General features: G+C 62.7%; 17 protein-coding genes and 1 pseudogene. 13 read left to right on the top strand and 5 right to left on the bottom strand.

All coding sequences use genetic code 11. The features are described from left to right. Positions 1–3: 3 nt before the first annotated feature. Together RHE_RS25465 and RHE_RS25460 are read right to left on the bottom strand one after the other, a co-directional pair. Positions 4–1,209, bottom strand: a complete 1,206-nt coding sequence (locus tag RHE_RS25465) for an ABC transporter substrate-binding protein (RefSeq protein WP_011428129.1) — start codon at positions 1,207–1,209, stop codon at positions 4–6. A 331-nt stretch (positions 1,210–1,540) separates the two neighbouring features. Continuing rightward, entirely contained in the window at positions 1,541–1,780 is a 240-nt protein-coding gene (locus RHE_RS25460) for a hypothetical protein (RefSeq protein ID WP_041679072.1), read from the bottom strand. Positions 1,781–1,996: 216 nt separating this feature from the next. Between RHE_RS25460 and RHE_RS25455 the strand changes: the two genes are divergently transcribed. Then, positions 1,997–2,950, top strand: coding sequence for a LysR family transcriptional regulator (locus RHE_RS25455; protein WP_011428127.1), 954 nt, complete (start codon positions 1,997–1,999; stop codon positions 2,948–2,950). Here RHE_RS25455 and RHE_RS25450 read toward each other — a convergent pair whose 3' ends face one another. Next, positions 2,951–3,289: a cupin domain-containing protein gene (locus RHE_RS25450; RefSeq protein WP_020923129.1), complete on the bottom strand. Its 339-nt coding sequence runs from the start codon at positions 3,287–3,289 to the stop codon at positions 2,951–2,953. A gap of 174 nt (positions 3,290–3,463) precedes the next feature. On the opposite strand from RHE_RS25450, the gene RHE_RS25445 reads away from it, so the two are divergent. The 4 genes from RHE_RS25445 (at position 3,464) to RHE_RS25430 (ending at position 7,150) form a co-directional block, all read left to right on the top strand. Further along, positions 3,464–4,651, top strand: coding sequence for an acyl-CoA dehydrogenase (locus RHE_RS25445; protein WP_011428126.1), 1,188 nt, complete (start codon positions 3,464–3,466; stop codon positions 4,649–4,651). A gap of 89 nt (positions 4,652–4,740) precedes the next feature. After that, complete coding sequence (locus RHE_RS25440; RefSeq protein ID WP_011428125.1) at positions 4,741–5,202, top strand: membrane protein; 462 nt, start codon at positions 4,741–4,743, stop codon at positions 5,200–5,202. Beyond that, positions 5,199–6,560: an FAD-containing oxidoreductase gene (locus tag RHE_RS25435; RefSeq protein ID WP_011428124.1), complete on the top strand. Its 1,362-nt coding sequence runs from the start codon at positions 5,199–5,201 to the stop codon at positions 6,558–6,560. The genes RHE_RS25440 and RHE_RS25435 overlap by 4 nt, the downstream gene beginning before the upstream one ends. A 23-nt stretch (positions 6,561–6,583) precedes the next feature. Next, positions 6,584–7,150: a DedA family protein gene (locus RHE_RS25430; protein ID WP_011428123.1), complete on the top strand. Its 567-nt coding sequence runs from the start codon at positions 6,584–6,586 to the stop codon at positions 7,148–7,150. A 15-nt stretch (positions 7,151–7,165) separates the two neighbouring features. Here RHE_RS25430 and RHE_RS25425 read toward each other — a convergent pair whose 3' ends face one another. After that, on the bottom strand, positions 7,166–8,209 hold the full coding sequence (locus RHE_RS25425; RefSeq protein WP_011428122.1) for an NAD(P)-dependent alcohol dehydrogenase: 1,044 nt from the start codon (positions 8,207–8,209) through the stop codon (positions 7,166–7,168). A 464-nt stretch (positions 8,210–8,673) separates the two neighbouring features. Between RHE_RS25425 and RHE_RS25420 the strand changes: the two genes are divergently transcribed. The 8 genes and pseudogenes from RHE_RS25420 to RHE_RS25380 all read left to right on the top strand — a co-directional run bounded on the left by RHE_RS25420 (position 8,674) and on the right by RHE_RS25380 (position 18,005). After that, the gene (locus RHE_RS25420) at positions 8,674–9,036 is read left to right on the top strand and encodes a copper resistance CopC family protein (RefSeq protein WP_011428121.1); all 363 of its coding nucleotides are present in this window, start codon (positions 8,674–8,676) and stop codon (positions 9,034–9,036) included. A 296-nt stretch (positions 9,037–9,332) separates the two neighbouring features. After that, complete coding sequence (kdpF, locus tag RHE_RS25410; protein ID WP_020923123.1) at positions 9,333–9,422, top strand: K(+)-transporting ATPase subunit F; 90 nt, start codon at positions 9,333–9,335, stop codon at positions 9,420–9,422. 53 nt (positions 9,423–9,475) lie between these two features. Beyond that, positions 9,476–11,179 (top strand): potassium-transporting ATPase subunit KdpA, encoded by a 1,704-nt coding sequence (gene kdpA / locus RHE_RS25405; RefSeq protein ID WP_011428120.1) that lies wholly within the window; start codon positions 9,476–9,478, stop codon positions 11,177–11,179. 65 nt (positions 11,180–11,244) lie between these two features. Then, complete coding sequence (gene kdpB, locus RHE_RS25400; RefSeq protein ID WP_011428119.1) at positions 11,245–13,305, top strand: potassium-transporting ATPase subunit KdpB; 2,061 nt, start codon at positions 11,245–11,247, stop codon at positions 13,303–13,305. 12 nt (positions 13,306–13,317) lie between these two features. Continuing rightward, the gene (gene kdpC / locus RHE_RS25395) at positions 13,318–13,887 is read left to right on the top strand and encodes a potassium-transporting ATPase subunit KdpC (RefSeq protein WP_011428118.1); all 570 of its coding nucleotides are present in this window, start codon (positions 13,318–13,320) and stop codon (positions 13,885–13,887) included. A 219-nt stretch (positions 13,888–14,106) separates the two neighbouring features. Further along, positions 14,107–16,815: a sensor histidine kinase gene (locus RHE_RS25390; protein WP_011428117.1), complete on the top strand. Its 2,709-nt coding sequence runs from the start codon at positions 14,107–14,109 to the stop codon at positions 16,813–16,815. Beyond that, positions 16,812–17,504, top strand: coding sequence for a response regulator transcription factor (locus tag RHE_RS25385; RefSeq protein ID WP_011428116.1), 693 nt, complete (start codon positions 16,812–16,814; stop codon positions 17,502–17,504). Before RHE_RS25390 ends, RHE_RS25385 begins: the two co-directional genes overlap by 4 nt. A 53-nt stretch (positions 17,505–17,557) precedes the next feature. Continuing rightward, positions 17,558–18,005: pseudogene (locus RHE_RS25380) on the top strand (PTS sugar transporter subunit IIA). Between the two features lie 58 nt (positions 18,006–18,063). On the opposite strand, the gene RHE_RS25375 reads toward RHE_RS25380, so the two are convergent. Further along, the gene (locus RHE_RS25375; RefSeq protein WP_011428114.1) at positions 18,064–19,080 is read right to left on the bottom strand and encodes a porin; all 1,017 of its coding nucleotides are present in this window, start codon (positions 19,078–19,080) and stop codon (positions 18,064–18,066) included. Between the last annotated feature and the right edge of the window lie 243 nt (positions 19,081–19,323).

Here is a 19,323-nt window from a genome sequence, read left to right as displayed (position 1 = left end):
CGCTCACTTCACCAGATCGCAGCCGCTCTTGGCGGGATCGATGTAGGCTTCCTTGCCGGGAATGGTTGCGAGCACGTTGAAGTAATCCCACGGCTCCTTGCTGTCGGCCGGCTTCTTGACCTGCAAGAGGTACATGTCATGGATCATGCGACCATTGGGCCCGACCGTGCCGCCGCGGCCGAAGACGTCATCGACCGGCATTTCATGCAGCGTTTTGGCGACGGCTTCCGTTTCGTCGGTGCCGGCCTTCTGCACCGCCTTCAGATATTGTGTTACTGCCGAATAGGTGCCGGTATGGATCATGTTCGGCATCTTGCCGGTGCGGTCGAAGAATTTCTTCGCGAAGGCGCGGCTTTCATCGTCGCGGTTCCAGTAATAGCCTTCCGTCAGGGTCAGGCCCTGCGCTGCTTCAAGCCCGAGGCCATGGACTTCGGCAAGCGTGAAGAGCAGCGCCGCCAGATGCTGGCCGCCCTGGGTGATGCCGAACTCGGCGGCCTGCTTGATGGCATTCGAGGTATCGAGGCCGGCATTGGCAAGGCCGATCACCTTGGCGCCGGATGATTGCGCCTGCAGCAGGAAGGACGAGAAGTCCTGGGTCGACAGCGGATGGCGGACGGCGCCGACGACCGTGCCGCCGCTCGCCTTGACATAGTCGGTGGTCTGCTGCTCCAGCGAATAGCCGAAGGCATAGTCGGCGGTCAGGAAGAACCAGCTGTCACCGCCCTGCTTGACCAGTGCGCCGCCGGTACCGACCGCCAGCGCATGGGTGTCGTAGGCCCAGTGGAAGCCGTAAGGCGAGCAGGCCTTGCCGGTCAGATCCGTCGTCGCCGCACCGGTGACGATGTCGATCTTCTTCTTTTCCTTGGCGATCGCCTGCACCGCCAGCGCCACCGACGAGGTCGTCAGTTCCATGATCGCGTCCACCTGCTCGGTGTCGTACCACTGGCGGGCGATGTTGGAGGCGATATCCGGCTTGTTCTGGTGATCGGCATCGACGATCTCGACCGGAACGCCCAATACCTTGCCGCCGAAATCCTCGACCGCCATCTTGGCGGCCTCGACGGAAGACTTGCCGCCGAAATCGGCATAGACGCCCGACTGGTCGTTCAGGATGCCGATCTTGACCTTGCCGTCGGTCGCGCTTTGCGCGAGCACAGCGGTGCTGCTGGCGAGCAAAAATGCAGCGGACGCGATGAGACTCTTTCGCATATTCTCTCCTCCCAGAGATGAGCAAGATTACCGGTCTGTTCAAATTTGGCCGGTCGCACTCCTCAGAACGACGGCCCTCGTCTTACGATCATGGAAATTTCTCCTTGAGGCAACGGGTGGGGTACAACTAATTCCAAACAGTATCTGTTCATTTTTGCACAGAAAGAAGCCGCACAATCTCAAACTAAGCCTCGGGATGCGCAGGACGTAAGCGCTAAGCACTAGACTTAGGGCAGTTCCGACGGTTGTGCAGGGATAGCGGCGTTAGACGAAGGACCAATTATCTCTCGGTCCTTCGTCGGCGGCGGATTTGACGCGTTTGCGCCTGCCGTTACTTCCATCGGGTCCCGTTGTCGGCGGCGCAGCCATAGGGAGGCAAGGCGCTGCCGAAGGTCTGTTTCAGTTTAGCACAGCCCCAGGCGTTCAGCGGGCCCGGCATCGACGAGTTGAGCGTGATGCCGACTTCGTCATAGGGGCTGTCGGTGTTGGCGATGTACCGATACCAGCGAAAACCGATGACGACGACGAATGCGAGCACGATCGTCAGCAGCAGGCGAACCAATTTTTTCATCAATATTTCCTCAGGATGCAAACGTGGCCGTGTAGCATTCACCAATAGCAACTGAAAGCACCGTCTCCGGGGCATCGACCGGTTTCCAACAAGCGGCGTCCCTTGCCGGTGATTTCTCCGTTCTTCGCGACGTAAAATGCAAATCAAAACAACGAATTGTTTAGATATCTGCAGATCGTGCTATGCGTTAGCGCTTATTCAACGGAGGAAATGGCGATGAACAATCCGCCGCAGTTTACCTGGGACGATCTGCAGTTTTTCCTCGCCGTCGCCCGCACCGGGCAGCTGTCGACGGCTGCCCGGCAGCTGCGTTCCAGCCATGCCACCGTTTCGCGGCGAATCGATCGGCTGGAATTCACCCTCAAGGTCAAGCTGTTCGAGCGCAATCCGCGAGGTTATGTGTTGACGGCCATGGGCACGCGCTTCGTCGACACGGCCGAGAAGATGGAGCAGGAGACCGAGCGGCTGCGCGCCGATCTCGCCGACGGCTCGATGGCGCAGCGTGGCCTCGTGCGCCTTAGCGCGCCGGAAGGCTTTGCCAATTTCTTCTTCGCCACCGTGCTGCCGCGGTTTGCCGCCCAGCATCCGCATCTCTCGCTCGAACTGGTGACGATCCAGCAGATCATGTCGCTGTCACGCAAAGAGGCCGATCTTTCCGTCGTGCTCGACGAACCGAAGGAAGGGCCTTATTTCGCCGAGAAGCTGACCGACTATCACCTGCAGATCTACGGCTCGCGCGACTATCTGGCAAAGGCGCCTGCCATCACCTGCCGCGACGACCTGCTTGAGCATCCGTTCGTCAGCTATATCGAGGAGATGATTTTCGCGCCTGGCCTCGATTATCTCAGCGACGTACATCCACGCATCAAGCCGCAGTTCCAGAGCTCCAGCATCTTCGCGCAGCTGACCGCCACCCGAAACGGCCTCGGCCTCTGCATCCTGCCCTATTTCTTCGCCAGCCGTTATCCCGAGCTCGTGCGTGTGCTGCCCGAGGAAATCGACCTCAAGCGCCATTACTGGATCACCTGCCATCGCGACCTGAAACAGGCGCCGCGCGTGCGCGCCGTCATCGATTTCCTGCGCGAGGCAGTGCGCGGCGACGATGCGCGCTTCGTGCCGCCCTATGTCAGCGCCGCCGGCTCGGCGCGCCGGTCGGAGGCCGAAAGCTGATTACTTGAGAAATTCGGCACGATGGGGCGTGAAGCTATCGATCAGCCGGCCCTTTTCCAGCGCCTTGACGCCATGGACGAGATTGGGGGGCACGATGAAGCTGCCGCCCTGCCTGAGCACTTCGGTGCGGCCATCGATCGTCACTTCGAAGCTGCCCTCGGCGACATAACTTGCCTGAATGTGCGGATGCGAATGAGCCGCACCGACGGCGCCGCTTTCGAATGCCACCTCCACCATCATCATCTCGGGAAGATAGGTCATGATCCGCCTGGTGACGCCGGGCTCCGGATTGACCCATTCGGCGCCTTCGGCCGATACGAACAGATGGCTTGACGACATTTCCGCCTCCTCATTCCAGAATCGAACGCGGGCAAGGTGGATCATGCCGGCGCTTTTGAAAAGATGGCGGAGCTCGCCTTTTCGACGCGGCCGCGCTCTGTTGACGCAGTCGGCCGACGGGTCTATGGCCAATTTGACGAGACAAGCCTGAGTGAATGGTGAGGAGACGACGTCATGCAGCATACGCGCGAGGTTTTCGACTGGGCCGATCCGTTCCGGCTGGTAGAGCAGCTGACCAACGAGGAGCGCATGGTGCAGGACACCGCCCATGCCTATGCGCAGCAAAAGCTCGCGCCCCGTGTTCTCGATGCCTTCCGCAATGAAAAAACCGATCCGGCAATCTTTCGCGAAATGGGCGAACTCGGCCTGCTCGGCCCGACGATTTCTCCCGAATATGGCGGCGCCGGCCTCGGTTACACCGCCTATGGCCTGATCGCCCGCGAGGTCGAGCGGGTCGACAGCGGCTATCGCTCGATGATGAGCGTGCAGTCCTCGCTGGTCATGGTGCCGATCGAAACCTTCGGGTCTGCGGCGCAGAAGCAGAAATACCTGCCGAAACTTGCCACGGGCGAATGGATCGGCTGCTTCGGCCTGACCGAGCCCGATCACGGCTCCGATCCCGGTTCGATGGCGACACGCGCCAAAAAGGTCGACGGCGGCTACAGCCTTACAGGCTCGAAGACCTGGATCTCGAACGCGCCGATCGCCGATGTCTTCGTCGTCTGGGCAAAGACCGAGGACGGCCTCATCCGCGGATTCATCCTCGAAAAGGGCTGGAAAGGGCTTTCGGCGCCCGCCATCCACGGCAAGGTCGGCCTGCGCGCCTCGATAACAGGCGAAGTGGTGATGGACGGCGTGTTTGTACCGGAGGAAAACCTGCTGCCCGGCGTCACCGGCCTCAAGGGGCCGTTCACCTGCCTCAACTCGGCCCGCTTCGGCATCGCCTGGGGCGCCCTCGGCGCCGCCGAGGATTGTTATGCCAGGGCACGGCAGTATGTGCTGGAACGCAAGCAGTTCGGCCGGCCGCTCGCGGCCAACCAACTGATCCAGAAGAAGCTCGCCGATATGGCAGCGGAGATCGCGCTCGGCCTGCAGGGTTGCCTGCGGCTCGGCCGCATGAAGGAGGAGGGCCACCCGCCGGTGGAGCTGACCTCGATCCTCAAGCGCAACAGCTGCGGCAAAGCGCTGGAGATGGCGCGCGCCGCCCGCGACATGCTCGGCGGCAACGGCATCTCCGACGAATTCGGCATCGCCCGCCATCTCGTCAACCTCGAAGTGGTCAACACCTATGAGGGCACGCACGATATCCACGCGCTGATCATCGGCCGATCGATCACCGGCATCGCCGCCTTCGCGAACTAGATTCCGGTGCGGCAAGGCGAATTGCCACGCGCCTGACAATGTGCAACCTTCCCTCTCGCGGCACGAGGCCGGCATGAGGGGGATCGCGCATGTTTCTGCTTCTTGCATTGCTGATCGGGGTCATCTCGGGCCTTCGCGCCATGACGGCGCCGGCAGCCGTCGCCTGGGGCGCGGCGCTCGGCTGGTTCGACGTGTCGCAGACGCCGCTTGCCTTCATGGGCTACCAATGGGCGCCGTGGATCTTCACCCTTCTCGCCATTATTGAACTCATCACCGACCAGCTGCCGTCGACGCCCTCGCGCAAGGTGCCGGTGCAGTTTGGCGCCCGTATCGTCTCGGGGGCGCTGTCGGGCGCGACGATCGGGGCAGCCAGCAGCCTGCTCTTCGGCGGGCTGATCGCCGGCGTGATTGGCGCCGTCGTCGGCACCTATGGCGGCGCCGCCGTCCGCGGCAGACTTGCCGCCGCCTTCGGCAAGGACCTGCCGGCCGCCCTAATCGAGGATGCCGTCGCCGTCATCGGTGCGGTGCTGATCGCGGGAGCCGTGTCATGAAGAGCTTCGACGCCATCGTCATTGGCGCCGGCCAGGCCGGCCCGTTCCTTGCCGCCCGCATGGTCGAAAAAGGCATGAAGGTGGCGCTGATCGAGCGCAAGTTCCTCGGCGGCACCTGCGTCAATGCCGGCTGCATGCCGACGAAAACGCTGGTCGCCAGCGCCCGCGCCGCCCATGTCGCCAGAAGCGGCGCCGCCTACGGCGTCAATATTCCCGGCGAGATCGCCATCGACATGAAGGTCGTCAGAGCCCGGGCGGAAACGGTGACGATGAATGCCCGCAAGGGCCTGATCGACTGGTTTGCCGGCATGGACGGCATGAGCGTGATCTACGGCCATGCGCGTTTCGAGAGCCCGAACACCGTTCGCGTCAACGGCGAGACGCTGACGGCGCCGCGCATTTTCCTCAATGTCGGCGCCCGCCCCGTCATTCCCGAACTGCCGGGCATCGATCAGATCGACTATCTCACCAGCACCTCGATCATCCATCTCGACACGCTGCCGCGGCATCTGGCGGTCATCGGCGGCAGCTATATCGGGCTGGAATTCGCGCAGATGTATCGCCGTTTCGGTGCCGAAGTCAGCGTCATCGAGCACGGCCCGAAGCTCGCTTCGCGCGAGGACGAGGATATATCAGATGCGATCGCCGAGATCCTGCGTTCAGAAGGCATTGGCGTCCATACCGCCGCCAATAACATCGCCTTCGCGGGAAACGGCGGCGGCGTGAGCGTCACCGCCGGCGCGGCAAAGATCGATGCCAGCCATGTGCTGATCGCCACCGGCCGCAAGCCGAACACCGACGATCTCGGCCTCGATGCCGCCGGAGTCGCCACCGACAAGCGTGGCTACATCACCGTCGACGACAGGCTCGCCACCAATGTCGAAGGCATCTTTGCGCTTGGCGACTGCAACGGCCGCGGCGCCTTCACCCACACCTCCTACAATGATTTCGAGATCGCCGCCGCCAATCTGCTGGACGGCGACGACCGCAAGGTCTCGAGCCGCATTCCGGCCTATGCGCTCTACATCGACCCGCCGCTCGGCCGCGTCGGCATGACGGAGAAACAGGCGCGGGAATCGGCACGCAAGATCATGGTCTCGACCCGGCCGATGAGCCGCGTCGGCCGCGCCAATGAACGCGGCGAGACCAAGGGCTTCATGAAGGTGATCGCCGACGCCGACACAAAGGAAATCCTCGGCGCGGCGATCCTGGGCATCGAGGGCGACGAGGTGATCCATGGCCTGATCGATGCGATGAATGCAGGGACCACCTATCCCAAGCTGAAATGGTCGGTGCCCATCCATCCTACGGTTTCGGAGCTGATCCCGACGCTGCTTGGCGATTTGAAGCCGGTTTAGCTCCGACATCGGGCCAGGAAGGCGTGTCTATCGAACAGCTGATCGAGAATTATGGGCTGCTGGCGGTATTTCTGGGCGCCGCCTTCGAGGGCGAGACCGCCGCATTCCTCGGCGGCGTCATTTCCCATCGCGAGCTGCTCTCCTATTGGTCGGCGTCGATCGCGGCCGCGACAGGTTCCTTTGCCGGCGATCAGTTCTGGTTCTTCGCTGGCCGCTATGCTGCGCAATGGGCTCCCGTCCGCCAGCTGATGGAAAGACCCGCGCTCGCCCGGGCAACGCGGCTGCTTGAAAAATATCAGACCGGTTTCATACTGGCGTTTCGTTTTCTGGTCGGCTTGCGGACAATCAGCCCGATCGTCATCGGCACGACGCGGATAGCGACCGGAAAATTCGTCCTCCTGAATGCGGTGGCCGCTTTGGTATGGGGACAGCTTTTCACAGCACTCGGTTATATCTTCGGGCGCGGCATCCAGCAGACGCTGGGCCACCTGCCCCTCCACCGGCATCTGCTGATCGCAGTTGGAGCCGCGGCTGCCGTCGCGGGCGCGGCTCTGGTCTTTCGCAGAATGAAACGCAAAAGGCGCCCATAGCGGCGCTGCAGTGCCCTATTCCATCACGATCTGCAGCTTTACGTCGCTCGGCCGCGCTTCGGCCGCACGATCGAATGCCTTGATCGAATCTTCGAACTTGAACGTCTCTGATATCAGCGGCTTAAGATCGACGCGACCCGAACCAAGCAAGGCGATCGATCGCTCATACTGATGCGCATAACGGAATACCGTCTCGATGCGGATCTCCTTGGTGGTCGCCGTCGAGACGTCGAAACCAACAGGGTTGACTGGCAGGCCGACGGCGACGATGACGCCGCCCGGGCGCGGCAGCGCCATGATCGTCTCCCAGGCCTTCGGCGAACCGGAGCATTCGAAGACGACATCGGCGCCCCAGCCGTCGGTCAATTGGCCGACTTCTTCGATCAGATTCGTCTCGCGGATATTGACCGGGATGACGCCCTGATACTGCGCGGCGATATCGAGCTTCGGCTGGGCGAGATCGGCAACGATCGCCCGGGCGCAGCCGCCGGCAAGGGCGGCAATCGCCACCATCGTGCCGATCGGGCCGGCGCCAAGAACGATGGCGGTATCGCCCGGCGCAATCTTGGCCTTGCTCGCCGCCTGCATGCCGACGGCGAAGGGCTCGACCATCGCGCCTTCGGCAAAGCTGACATTGTCGGGCAGCTTGAAGGTATAGTTGGCGGGATGCACGACCTCTGGCGTCAGCACGCCATGAACCGGCGGCGTCGCCCAAAAACTGACGGCGGGATCGATATTGTACATGCCGAGCCGGCTTGCCTTGGAATTCGGGTCGGGGATGCCGGGCTCCATGCAGACGCGGTCGCCGACTTTCAGATGCCTGACACCGGACCCGACCTCGACCACCGTGCCCGCCGCCTCATGCCCGAGCACCATCGGCGCGTTGACGACGAAGGGGCCGATCTTGCCGTGGGTATAATAATGCACGTCCGAACCGCAGACGCCGACGGTATGAATCTTGATCTTGACCTGCCCCGCTCCTGTCTCCAGCGGCAGATCGATATCGCGAAGCGCAAGCTCATGTTGGCGCTCCAGCACCAGCGCACGGACTTTGGTCATGATCGGTTTCCTTCCCTTTTGCCCCGCGATTCATCGGGTGCCGTCGACACGGACTATAAGACCGTAAGCGGCGGCAATTCAATCGCACCATACAAGCTTTTGCTCAACATGTGATGAAATGCCCATTTTCTATAATCCGAAAGATTCACGTTCCAAGACCTCTGTATGATTTCAGCCGAGGCCGACGGCGAGTACATTCTCAACTCGAGATCCCGGTGATGAGGACCGGCAGAGAGATGAAAAACGGGCCAACATTATCCAGGTCATTTCGGAAATTCTGGCAGCGGCTTGCGAAGCTGATCGCCGCGCTGCCGAAGGGCCACCAGCCGCGGCCGGTGCGCCTTATCGCAAAAACTAGGGATCGAAATCATCCTCCGCAGCGTTCATAGTGATGCGTCGGCGTGGCGTCACGGAAGCATGAGGGCTCCGGGCACATGCGGATCGGCACGATAAGGAAGACCATCATGAAGTCGATCGCGTCATTCTGTCTGTTCGCCTTCCTTCTCTTCACCGCAAGTGAAGCGTCCGCGGCCTTGGAACAAGCCTCGCTCCCATCGCAACAGCAGGAACAACAGCTCGTTCCTGCCAATCTCGAGCTCACCTTCACCGGCCCGGTCGATCTCGCCCGCTCGACGGCCGTCCTGCTGGATGCCCAGGGGATGGCGCTTCCCACCGGCAAGCCGTTTCTCTCCGGCCCTGAAGGATCGATCTTCAAGATCCCTCTCGATCCTGCCATGGCGCCTGGCCTCTATACCGTCGACTGGCGCGTGCTCTCGATGGACGGCCGCAGCGCCGAAGGCCGATACCAGTTTCGGGTCGATCCTTAGCTCGCTACTGAAAAGCCTTTATAAGATTTTTATATAGACGGCCGCTTGCCCGTCTCGAACCTTTATGCCCTTCCGCTCCATATTCGTGGCCGAGAGATCGAACGATCATCTCCACGCCAGAAAGCATGAAAGGCGGCCCTCCCCCGGGGTGGCGCCCTTTGTCTTGTCTGACTCCAGACGAACGACAGGAGTCACGATCATGATGGATATCATTCTACTCGGCACCGCGATCATCTTCTTTGCGCTGTGCTTTGCCTACACCAGAGCCTGCGACAGGCTTTAGCGGGAGAAACGCCATGACCCTCGATTATGTCTTGAGCGGCGCGGTGACCGTGTTTCTCACCCTTTACCTCACCTACGCTCTGCTTCGCCCGGAGCGCTTTTGAAGAAAGCCGGCGCTTCCAGTTGCGAGGCGGCCGGTTATAGAAAGTCTACCTCCATGACCCTCAACGGATGGCTTCAGATTCTGCTTTATTGCGGGATCGTTCTTGCGCTCGTCCAACCGCTCGGCGGCTATATGATGCGTGTCTTCAGCGGCGAACGCACTTTCCTCTCCCCAGTCCTCGTTCCGATCGAACGCGGGCTTTACCGCGTCGCCGGCACCAGCGAAGGCGAGGAGCAGCATTGGACCTCTTATGCCTTCGCCATGCTGACGTTCAATCTTCTCGGCGTCATCGCCCTTTATGCGCTGCTGCGCCTGCAGGCCGGCCTCCCCTACAATCCGGCCGGCATGGCGGCCGTCCCGCCGGAGCTTTCCTTCAACACCGCCGTCAGCTTCGTCAGCAATACCAACTGGCAGAACTACGGCGGCGAAAGCACGATGTCCTATCTCACCCAGATGGCCGGCTTCACCGTCCAGAACTTCGTCTCCGCGGCAACGGGCATCGCCATCGCGCTCGCCTTCATCCGCGCCTTCTCGCGCGCCTCGGGCAAGGCCATCGGCAATTTCTGGGTCGATATGACAAGGGCAACCTTCTATGTGCTGCTGCCGATCTCGATCGTGTTAACGCTCGTCTATGTCTATCTTGGCGTGCCGCAGACGCTCGGACCCTATGTCACCGCAACGACGCTCGAAGGCGCGCAGCAGACGATCGCCGTCGGCCCCGTCGCCTCGCAGCTGGCGATCAAGATGCTCGGCACCAATGGCGGCGGCTTCTTCAACGCCAATTCCGCCCATCCGTTCGAAAACCCGGACGCGATCTCCAACCTCATCCAGATGGTGTCGATCTTCGCCATCGGTGCGGCGCTGACCAATGTCTTCGGCCGCATGGTCGGCAACCAGCGCCAGGGCTGGGCGATCCTTGCCACGATGGGCGTGCTGTTCCTCGCCGGCGTCACGGTCACCTATTGGGCGGAAGCCGCCGGCAATCCGCTGATGCATGCCTTCGGTCTTGGCGGCGGCAACATGGAAGGCAAGGAAGTCCGCTTCGGCGTGGCCCTGTCGTCACTGTTTGCGGTCATCACCACTGCCGCCTCCTGCGGAGCGGTCAACGCCATGCATGGCAGCTTTACCGCGCTCGGCGGCCTCATTCCGCTGATCAACATGCAGCTCGGCGAGATCATCGTCGGTGGTGTCGGCGCCGGCTTCTACGGCATCCTGCTGTTCATCATCGTCGCCGTCTTCGTTGCCGGCCTGATGGTCGGCCGCACACCGGAATATCTCGGCAAGAAGATCGAGGCGAAGGAAATGAAGATGGCCGTTCTCGCCATCCTCTGCCTGCCGCTCGCCATGCTCGTCTTCACCGCGATCGCCACCGTGCTGCCATCCGCCGTCGCCTCGATCGGCACCGCCGGCCCGCACGGCTTCTCCGAGATCCTCTATGCCTACACCTCGGCTGCGGCCAATAACGGCTCGGCTTTCGGCGGCCTGACTGGGAATACGCCCTGGTACAATGTCACGCTCGGCATCGGCATGCTCGCCGGCCGCTTCCTGGTCATCATCCCGGCGCTGGCCATCGCCGGCTCGCTAATTGCCAAGAAGAGGGTTCCGGCCTCTGCAGGCACCTTCCCCACCGACGGCCCGCTCTTCGTCGGCCTGCTCGTCGGCACGATCCTGATCGTCGGCGGCCTGACCTTCTTCCCGGCGCTGGCGCTCGGCCCCGTCGTCGAGCACCTCGTCGGCCTCGCCGGCCAGACTTTCTGAGGCGATGCCGTGATCCTGCGTCATAGGTTTCGTTCGCCATCCTCGTTTCAAAGCTGGAGTCTCTTATGAGCCAGGCAAAATCCGCGAGCATCATCGATTCTCGCATTCTCGTTCCGGCCGTCGGCGCCGCCTTGAAAAAGCTCGCCCCGCGCGCGCTGGCCAGAAATCCTGTTATGTTTGTCGTAGCCACGGTCTCGGTGCTGACCACCGTGCTCTTCCTGCGCGACCTCGCAGTCGGCAACGGCAATCTCGGCTTCTCCTTCCAGATCAATCTCTGGCTCTGGTTCACCGTGCTCTTCGCCAATTTCGCCGAGGCGGTCGCCGAAGGCCGCGGCAAGGCGCAGGCGGATTCGCTGCGCAAGGCGCGCACCGAAACCCAGGCCAAGCTGCTGACCGGCAATAATGGCAACGACTATCGCATGGTGCCAGGCACCAGCCTCAAGGTCGGCGATATCGTGCTTGTCGAGGCCGGAGACATCATCCCGTCGGACGGCGAAGTGATCGAAGGTGTCGCCTCCGTCAACGAGGCGGCGATCACGGGCGAATCCGCCCCGGTCATTCGCGAATCCGGCGGCGACCGCTCGGCCGTCACCGGCGGCACGCAGGTGCTCTCCGATTGGATCCGCGTGCGCATCACGGCGGCGGCCGGCTCGACCTTCCTCGACCGGATGATTTCGCTCGTCGAGGGCGCGGAGCGCCAGAAGACGCCGAACGAGATCGCGCTCAATATCCTGCTTGCCGGCATGACACTGATCTTCGTGCTTGCCACCGCGACGATCCCAAGCTTTGCCATCTATGCCGGCGGCTCGATCCCGATCATCGTGCTCGTCGCCCTCTTCGTCACCCTGATCCCGACGACGATCGGCGCGCTACTATCGGCAATCGGCATTGCCGGCATGGACCGCCTCGTCCGCTTCAACGTGCTCGCCATGTCCGGCCGCGCGGTCGAGGCCGCCGGCGACGTCGACACGCTGCTGCTCGACAAGACCGGCACGATCACGCTCGGCAATCGCCAGGCGACGAGCTTCCGCCCGGTGCGCAGCGTTTCCGAACAGGAACTCGCCGATGCCGCCCAGCTTGCCTCACTTGCCGACGAAACGCCGGAAGGCCGTTCCATCGTCGTGCTCGCCAAGGAGAAATATGCGATCCGCGGCCGCGACATGGCGAGCCTCAAGGCGACCTTCGTCCCCTTCACCGCCCAGACCCGCATGAGCGGCGTCGATCTCGAAGGCGCCTCTATCCGCAAGGGCGCGGTCGAGACCGTGCTTGCCTACGTCGCCGGTGACAGCCCCTCGAAAAACGGCAGCGAGGTCGTGCGCGAGCTGCAGTCGATCGCCGACGAGGTCGCCAAATCGGGCGGCACACCGCTCGCTGTCGCCCGCGACGGCCGGCTGCTCGGCATCATCCAGCTGAAGGATATCGTCAAGGGCGGCATCCGCGAACGCTTCACGGAGCTGCGCCGCATGGGCATCCGCACGGTGATGATCACGGGCGACAACCCGCTGACGGCAGCCGCCATCGCCGCCGAAGCCGGCGTCGACGATTTCCTCGCCCAGGCAACGCCGGAGATGAAACTGGCGCTGATGCGCGAAGAACAGGCCAAGGGCAAGCTGGTCGCCATGTGCGGCGACGGCACCAACGATGCCCCTGCGCTTGCCCAGGCCGATGTCGGCGTCGCCATGAACACCGGCACGGTCGCCGCCCGCGAGGCCGGCAACATGGTCGATCTCGACAGCGATCCGACCAAGCTCATCGAGATCGTCGAGATCGGCAAGCAGCTGCTGATGACACGCGGTGCGCTGACGACCTTTTCGATCGCCAACGACATCGCCAAATATTTCGCCATCATCCCGGCGATGTTCCTGACCTTCTACCCGCAGCTCGGCGTGCTAAACGTCATGGGACTGTCGACGCCGCAAAGCGCCATCCTCTCGGCGATCATCTTCAATGCGCTGATCATCATTGCGCTGATCCCGCTGTCCTTGAAGGGCGTGCGCTACCGCCCGATCGGCGCCGGCGCGCTGCTGTCGCGCAACCTGCTGATCTACGGCCTCGGCGGCATCATCGTCCCCTTCATCGGCATCAAGGCGATCGACATGGCCGTCGCCGCCCTCGGCCTCGCTTAAGGAATAGGAACAATGTTGAAAGATCTTCGCCCGGCGTTCGTCATGATCGTCGCCACCACCGTCATCACCGGTCTTCTCTACCCTCTCGCCATGACGGGTGCGGCCCAGGCCCTCTTCCCCGCCCAGGCGAACGGCAGCCTGGTCGAGAAGAACGGCCAGGTGATCGGCTCGACGCTGATCGGCCAGCCCTTTACGAGCGACAAATATTTCCACGGCCGACCCTCGGCTGCCGGCGACGGCTACGATGCCGCCGCCTCCAGCGGTTCCAACCTCGGCCCGACCAGCCAGAAACTGATCGGTCGGGTCAAGGGCGACTACGAGGCCGCCAAGGCGGAGAACCCGAATGCGGCGGTTCCCGCCGACCTCGTCACCGCCTCGGGCAGCGGTCTCGATCCCGATATTTCGCCGGAGGCCGCCTATTTCCAGGTTGCCCGTGTCGCCAAGGCGCGGAGCCTTGACGAGGCCAAAGTGAAAGCGCTGGTCGACGGCGCCGTTCATCACCGCGAACTCGGCCTTCTCGGCGAACCCACGGTCAATGTTCTAGCGTTGAATCAGAGCCTTGATGCTTCTATGACAGAGTGATGTTCGTTGGCTGGGTGCCGCCTTCTCCTTCTCCCTCCTCCCTGTGCTCTCAGGGCTTCGCCCAAGGGATGTCACAGGGATCCAGCAGCGCCGCGTCGGCGGCGCGGGAGACTCACGCGAAGGACTTCGCGTGGCTGGATTCCTGTGACGAGCACAGGAATGAGGAAGGAGGCGTAGCGCCCATCCTCAAGCACAGGCATTTGCAGAAAGACCACACGCATGCCAGACGACAATCGCGACCAGGCCGGCAGGCCCTCGCCCGATGCGCTTCTCGAAAAAGCCCGGGCGGAGATGCGCGGCCGTCTGAAGATTTTCCTGGGGGCCGCCCCCGGTGTCGGCAAGACCTATGAAATGCTGATCTCCGGCCGCGCCAAGATCGCCGACGGGCACGATGTCGTCATCGGCGTCGTCGAAACCCACGGCCGCAAGGAGACGGAGGCGCTCGTCGCCGGTTTCGAGATCATCCCCCGCGTCGAAATCGACTACAAGGGCCGGCTGCTCGAGGAAATGGATCTCGACGGCATCCTCGCCCGCCGGCCGGATCTGGTGCTGGTCGACGAGCTAGCCCATACCAATGCCGAGGGCAGCCGCCATCCGAAACGTTACCTCGACGTCAAGGAATTGCTCGATCGCGGCATCGATGTCTATACGACCCTGAACATCCAGCATGTCGAAAGCCTCAACGACGTCGTCTCGCAGATCACCCGCGTCCGCGTGCGCGAGACGGTGCCGGATTCGATCATCGACCTGGCCGACGATGTCGAAATCATCGATCTGACGCCGGACGATCTCATCAAGCGGCTGCATGACGGCAAGGTATACATGCCGAAAACGGCGGAGCGGGCGCTGACTAATTATTTCACGCCGGGCAATCTGACGGCGCTCAGGGAACTGGCGCTGCGCAAGACCGCCCAGCGCGTCGACGACCAGCTGCTGACCCATATGCAGGCTCATGCCATCGCCGGCCCCTGGGCGGCGGGCGAACGCGTCCTCGTTTCCATCGACCATCACCCACGCTCCGCCTCGCTGGTACGCTACGCCGCCCGCATGGCTTCGCGGCTGCGGGCACCCTGGGCCGCCGTCTATATCGAGACCAACCGCTCGATCAACCTTAGCGAAGCCGAGCGCGATACGATCGCCTCCACACTGCGGCTTGCCGAACAGCTCGGCGGCGAGGCGATCACCATTCCCGGCCGCGAGGTGGCCGAAGAACTCGTTCGCCACGCCAGCGCCAACAACGTCACCCATATCGTCATCGGCGCGCCGAAGAAGCCGACCTGGCGCGACTGGTGGGGCCGCTCGGTCACCGATGAGCTGATCCGCAAGACCGGCGAGATCAGCGTCCATGTCATATCGGGCACCGAGAAGGACGGCACCACCGCGCGTGGCATCAAGGCCGCCGCCGTCGCGCCGCAACTGGATATCAGGGCCTATCTGCTGGCGACCGTCTATGTCGCCATCGCGCTCGGCGTCAGCATCGTGCTCGACCAGGTGCTCGATGTGCGTAACCTCGCCCTGGTCTTTCTGATGGCGGTGCTGACCTCCGCCGTCCTCCACGGCCTGCGGCCGGCGCTTTACAGCTGCATTCTCGGCGCGCTGTCCTTCAACTTCTTCTTCTTGCCGCCGCGCTACACGCTGACGATCAGCGATCCGGAAAGCGTGCTCGCTTTCTTCTTCTTCCTCGGCGTCGCCATCATCGCCAGCAACCTGACCGCGACCGTGCAGCGCCAGGCTGCCGCCGCCCGGCAGCGGGCGCGCACAACGGAAGATCTTTATCTCTTCTCGAAAAAACTCGCCGGCACCGGTACGCTGGACGACGTGCTCTGGGCGACCGCCTTCCAGCTCGCCTCGATGCTGAAGGTTCGCGTCGTGTTGCTGCTGCCCGAGGAAGGCAGCATCGCCGTCAAGGCCGGCTATCCGCCCGACGACACGCTCGACGATGCCGATATCGCCGCCGCGGGCTGGGCCTGGGAGCACAATCACGCCGCCGGCCGCGGCGCCGATACCCTGCCAGGCGCCAAGCGGCTTTATGTGCCGCTCCGAACCGGGCGCACCGCCGTCGGCGTCATCGGCCTCGATAGCGACCGCCGCGACGGGCCGCTGCTGACGCCCGAGCAGCAGCGGCTGCTCGATGCGCTGGCCGACCAGGCCGCCCTTGCCATCGAACGCGTCCAGCTCGTGGCCGATGTCGATCGGGCAAGGCTTGCGGCCGAGGCGGACCGGCTGCGCTCGGCCCTGCTCACCTCGATCTCCCATGATCTGAAGACGCCGCTTGCTGCCATCCTCGGCGCCGCCGGCACGCTGCGCGACTATTTCGCCTCGATGCCGGAGGAGGACCGCAGCGACCTGCTGTCCACCGTCGTCGACGAATCCGAGCGTCTCAACCGTTTCATCGCCAATCTGCTCGACATGACCAAGATCGAGTCCGGCGCGATGGAGCCGAACTCTGCGCTGCACTATGCCGGCGATATCGTCGGCACGGCGCTGGCCCGCGCCGCAAAGATCCTCGAGCACCACAAGACCGAGATGAGCATTCCCGCCGAGCTGCCGATGGTGCGGGTCGATCCGGTGCTGTTCGAGCAGGTGATCTTCAACCTGCTCGACAATGCCGCCAAATACGCGCCCGAGGGATCGGTGATCCAAATCGAAGGCTGGGCCGATGCCGACAATGTCGTCGTGCAGATTTCGGACGAGGGCCCGGGCATCCCGCCGGCCGACCTTGCCCGCGTCTTCGACACTTTCTACCGGGTGCGCAAGGGGGACCAGGTGCGCGCCGGCACCGGGCTAGGTCTCTCCATCTGTCGCGGCTTCATCGAGGCGATGGGCGGCACGATCACGGCCGGCAACCGGAGGGGCCGCCCGGGCGCCGTCTTTACCATCCGGCTGCCGAAACCCAACGACATTCCGAAACTGGATGAACTCAAATGACAGGTTCAGCCGTCAAAATCCTCGTCGTCGACGACGAGCCGCCGATCCGCAAGCTGCTCCGCGTCGGCCTGACCGCGCAGGGCTACGAGGTGCGGGAGGCGCCGAACGCCGAAAGCGCCCGCCAGTCGGTCGCCGACGACATGCCCGACCTCGTCGTGCTCGACCTTGGCCTGCCCGACACGCCGGGCCATGACCTCTTGCAGGAATGGCGCGACGGAGGGCTTTCCGTGCCGGTCGTCATCCTCTCCAGCCGCACCGACGAGGCCGGCATCGTCAAGGCGCTGGAAAGCGGCGCCGACGACTACGTCACCAAGCCTTTCGGAATCAACGAGCTCGGCGCCCGTATCCGCGTGGCGTTGCGCCACCGGCTGCAGCAGCAGGGAGAAAGGGCGATCTTCCAGACCGGCGGGCTGTCGATCGACCTCGTCAAGCGCATCGTCAAGGTCGACGGCGAGGAACTAAAACTGTCGCCGAAGGAATACGACATTCTGCGCGTGCTCGTCCAGCATGCGGGCAAGGTGCTGACACACCAGTTTCTTTTGAAGCAGGTATGGGGGCCGGCGGCTGATGTGCAATATCTGCGCGTCTACATCAGACAGATCAGGCAAAAGGTCGAGAAAATTCCGGATCAGCCGCACTATATTACCACCGAAACTGGCGTCGGCTACCGGCTCAGAGAACCGGACTGACATCCCTCCCCTTCCCCGTTGCCGACCTTCGAGCCGACTATATAGAGAATCACATGAACCTTCCCAACATCATCCGGCCGGAACACACTTTCATCGGCGTGTCGGCTCCGACGAAATGGCGGGCGCTGCAGACCATTGCGGACAAGGCGGCCATGGCCTTTTCTGTCGACGCGCGGATCATCCTGAAGGCGCTCGAAGCCCGCGAAAAGCTTGGTTCCACCGGGATCGGCAACGGCATCGCCATTCCGCATGCGGCGATCGACGGCATGAGCACCCCGCGCGGTCTGCTCCTCCGCTTTTCCCGGCCGCTGGATTTCGAGGCGATCGACGATATCCCGGCCGACATCGCCGTGGTGCTGCTTTTCGGAGAGAACAACCGCGGCGAATATCTGAACGTGCTGTCAGCCCATCGCGCGGCGGCTGCAATCGGACGGCGTACTCGCCGCCATGCGCAGGGCAAGGACGGCCGAAGAATTCTATTCCGATTTCATCGCCGATTGACAGGTGTAACAAAGGCGCGGCCCGAAGGCCGCGCCCGCTCGTCTGCAATGAGACGATCTTAGAAATCGCGCTGGAAGCGCAGGAAGCCGAAGACTTCGTCGTCGCCTTCGTCCTCATCGTGATACTGCACGCTCAGCTTCGAACGCAGGTCTTCGACGATCTGGTAGTCGATCGTGACGCCTGTTGTGTAGGCGCTGCCGCCGGTGAAGCCATTGCCGTCAGCCTCGAGAGCGATGTTTTCGAAGTACTGGAAGCCGGGAGTGATCTTCCACTTGTCGTTGATCTTCAAGGCGTATTCTGCTGCGATCGTCCACTCGGACTCTTCGTAGTAGTAGTTGGCGCCGCTGGCCCACACACCGGCGATGCCGAGGGTGCCGGGGCCGATGTCGGCATAGACGATGCCACGGACGGCGACTTCGCTGGTGTCGGTGTCATAGCCGGCAAGCAGGTAAGCGCTGATGGCGCCGGCCTTGTAGGAGACCTGGCCTGCGACGCCGAAATTGTTCGGGCCTTCGCCCGGCTTGGTGGCATAGTCTTCTTCCAGCTCGTCGACCGAGAGACCGGCGGCGAAAGCGCCATTCTCGTACTGATAACGGATCGAGTTATGGGTGGTCTCGTTGCTGGCGAGCGTATCGGTTTCGCCGCTCATGTCGTCATCCCACCAGCTATAGAGTTTACCGACGCGGAAGCCGGCAATGTCGATATAGCCTTCATCGAGCAGCGCTTCCTGATCGGAGGCGTTGTCGACATTGTAACGCAGCGTCAGGACGCCGGTGAGCGTGCCGTACTCGGTATCGTTCTTGGCCTGGAAGGTGACCTGACCGCGAGTCCAGAAGTTTACGTCGGAATCGCCGGCAATATTGTCACCGAAGCGCACTTCGGTACGGATATAACCGCCGATCGAAAGGCATGTTTCCGTTCCCGGAATATAAAAATAGCCGGTCCCGTAAGCGTCGCAAACGCGAACATATTCCACGGGCTCGGGTTCTGCCGCCACGATGGCGTCGGCAGCGCGTGCTCCGGAGGCCGCGGCAAGGGCGGCAACGGAGGCAAAAAGGATAGTCCTGATATTCATTTTGAATGGCCCTAACAGGTTTGAATTGTGAGGCGCATTTCAAGGGATGCCCCCACGTAGCGGCCGGTGAACACGACCGCACGGATGCCATATAGGAATCCGCAAGTGTCATCGCGGCAAAACCATCGCAAAAATCGGCATCACCATGGCGCTTTCGTGGAAGAACTGTGGCCAAAAAAACACGGTCTGCGACATGGTCGGGGCCAAACCAATTGGCCGCGGCCAACTTCGGCACGCCCATTT

This window comes from Rhizobium etli CFN 42 (assembly GCF_000092045.1).
Lineage (GTDB): Bacteria > Pseudomonadota > Alphaproteobacteria > Rhizobiales > Rhizobiaceae > Rhizobium > Rhizobium etli.
The sequence above is the reverse complement of the archived record's forward strand: the minus strand, read 5'-3'. Positions and strand labels throughout refer to the sequence as shown.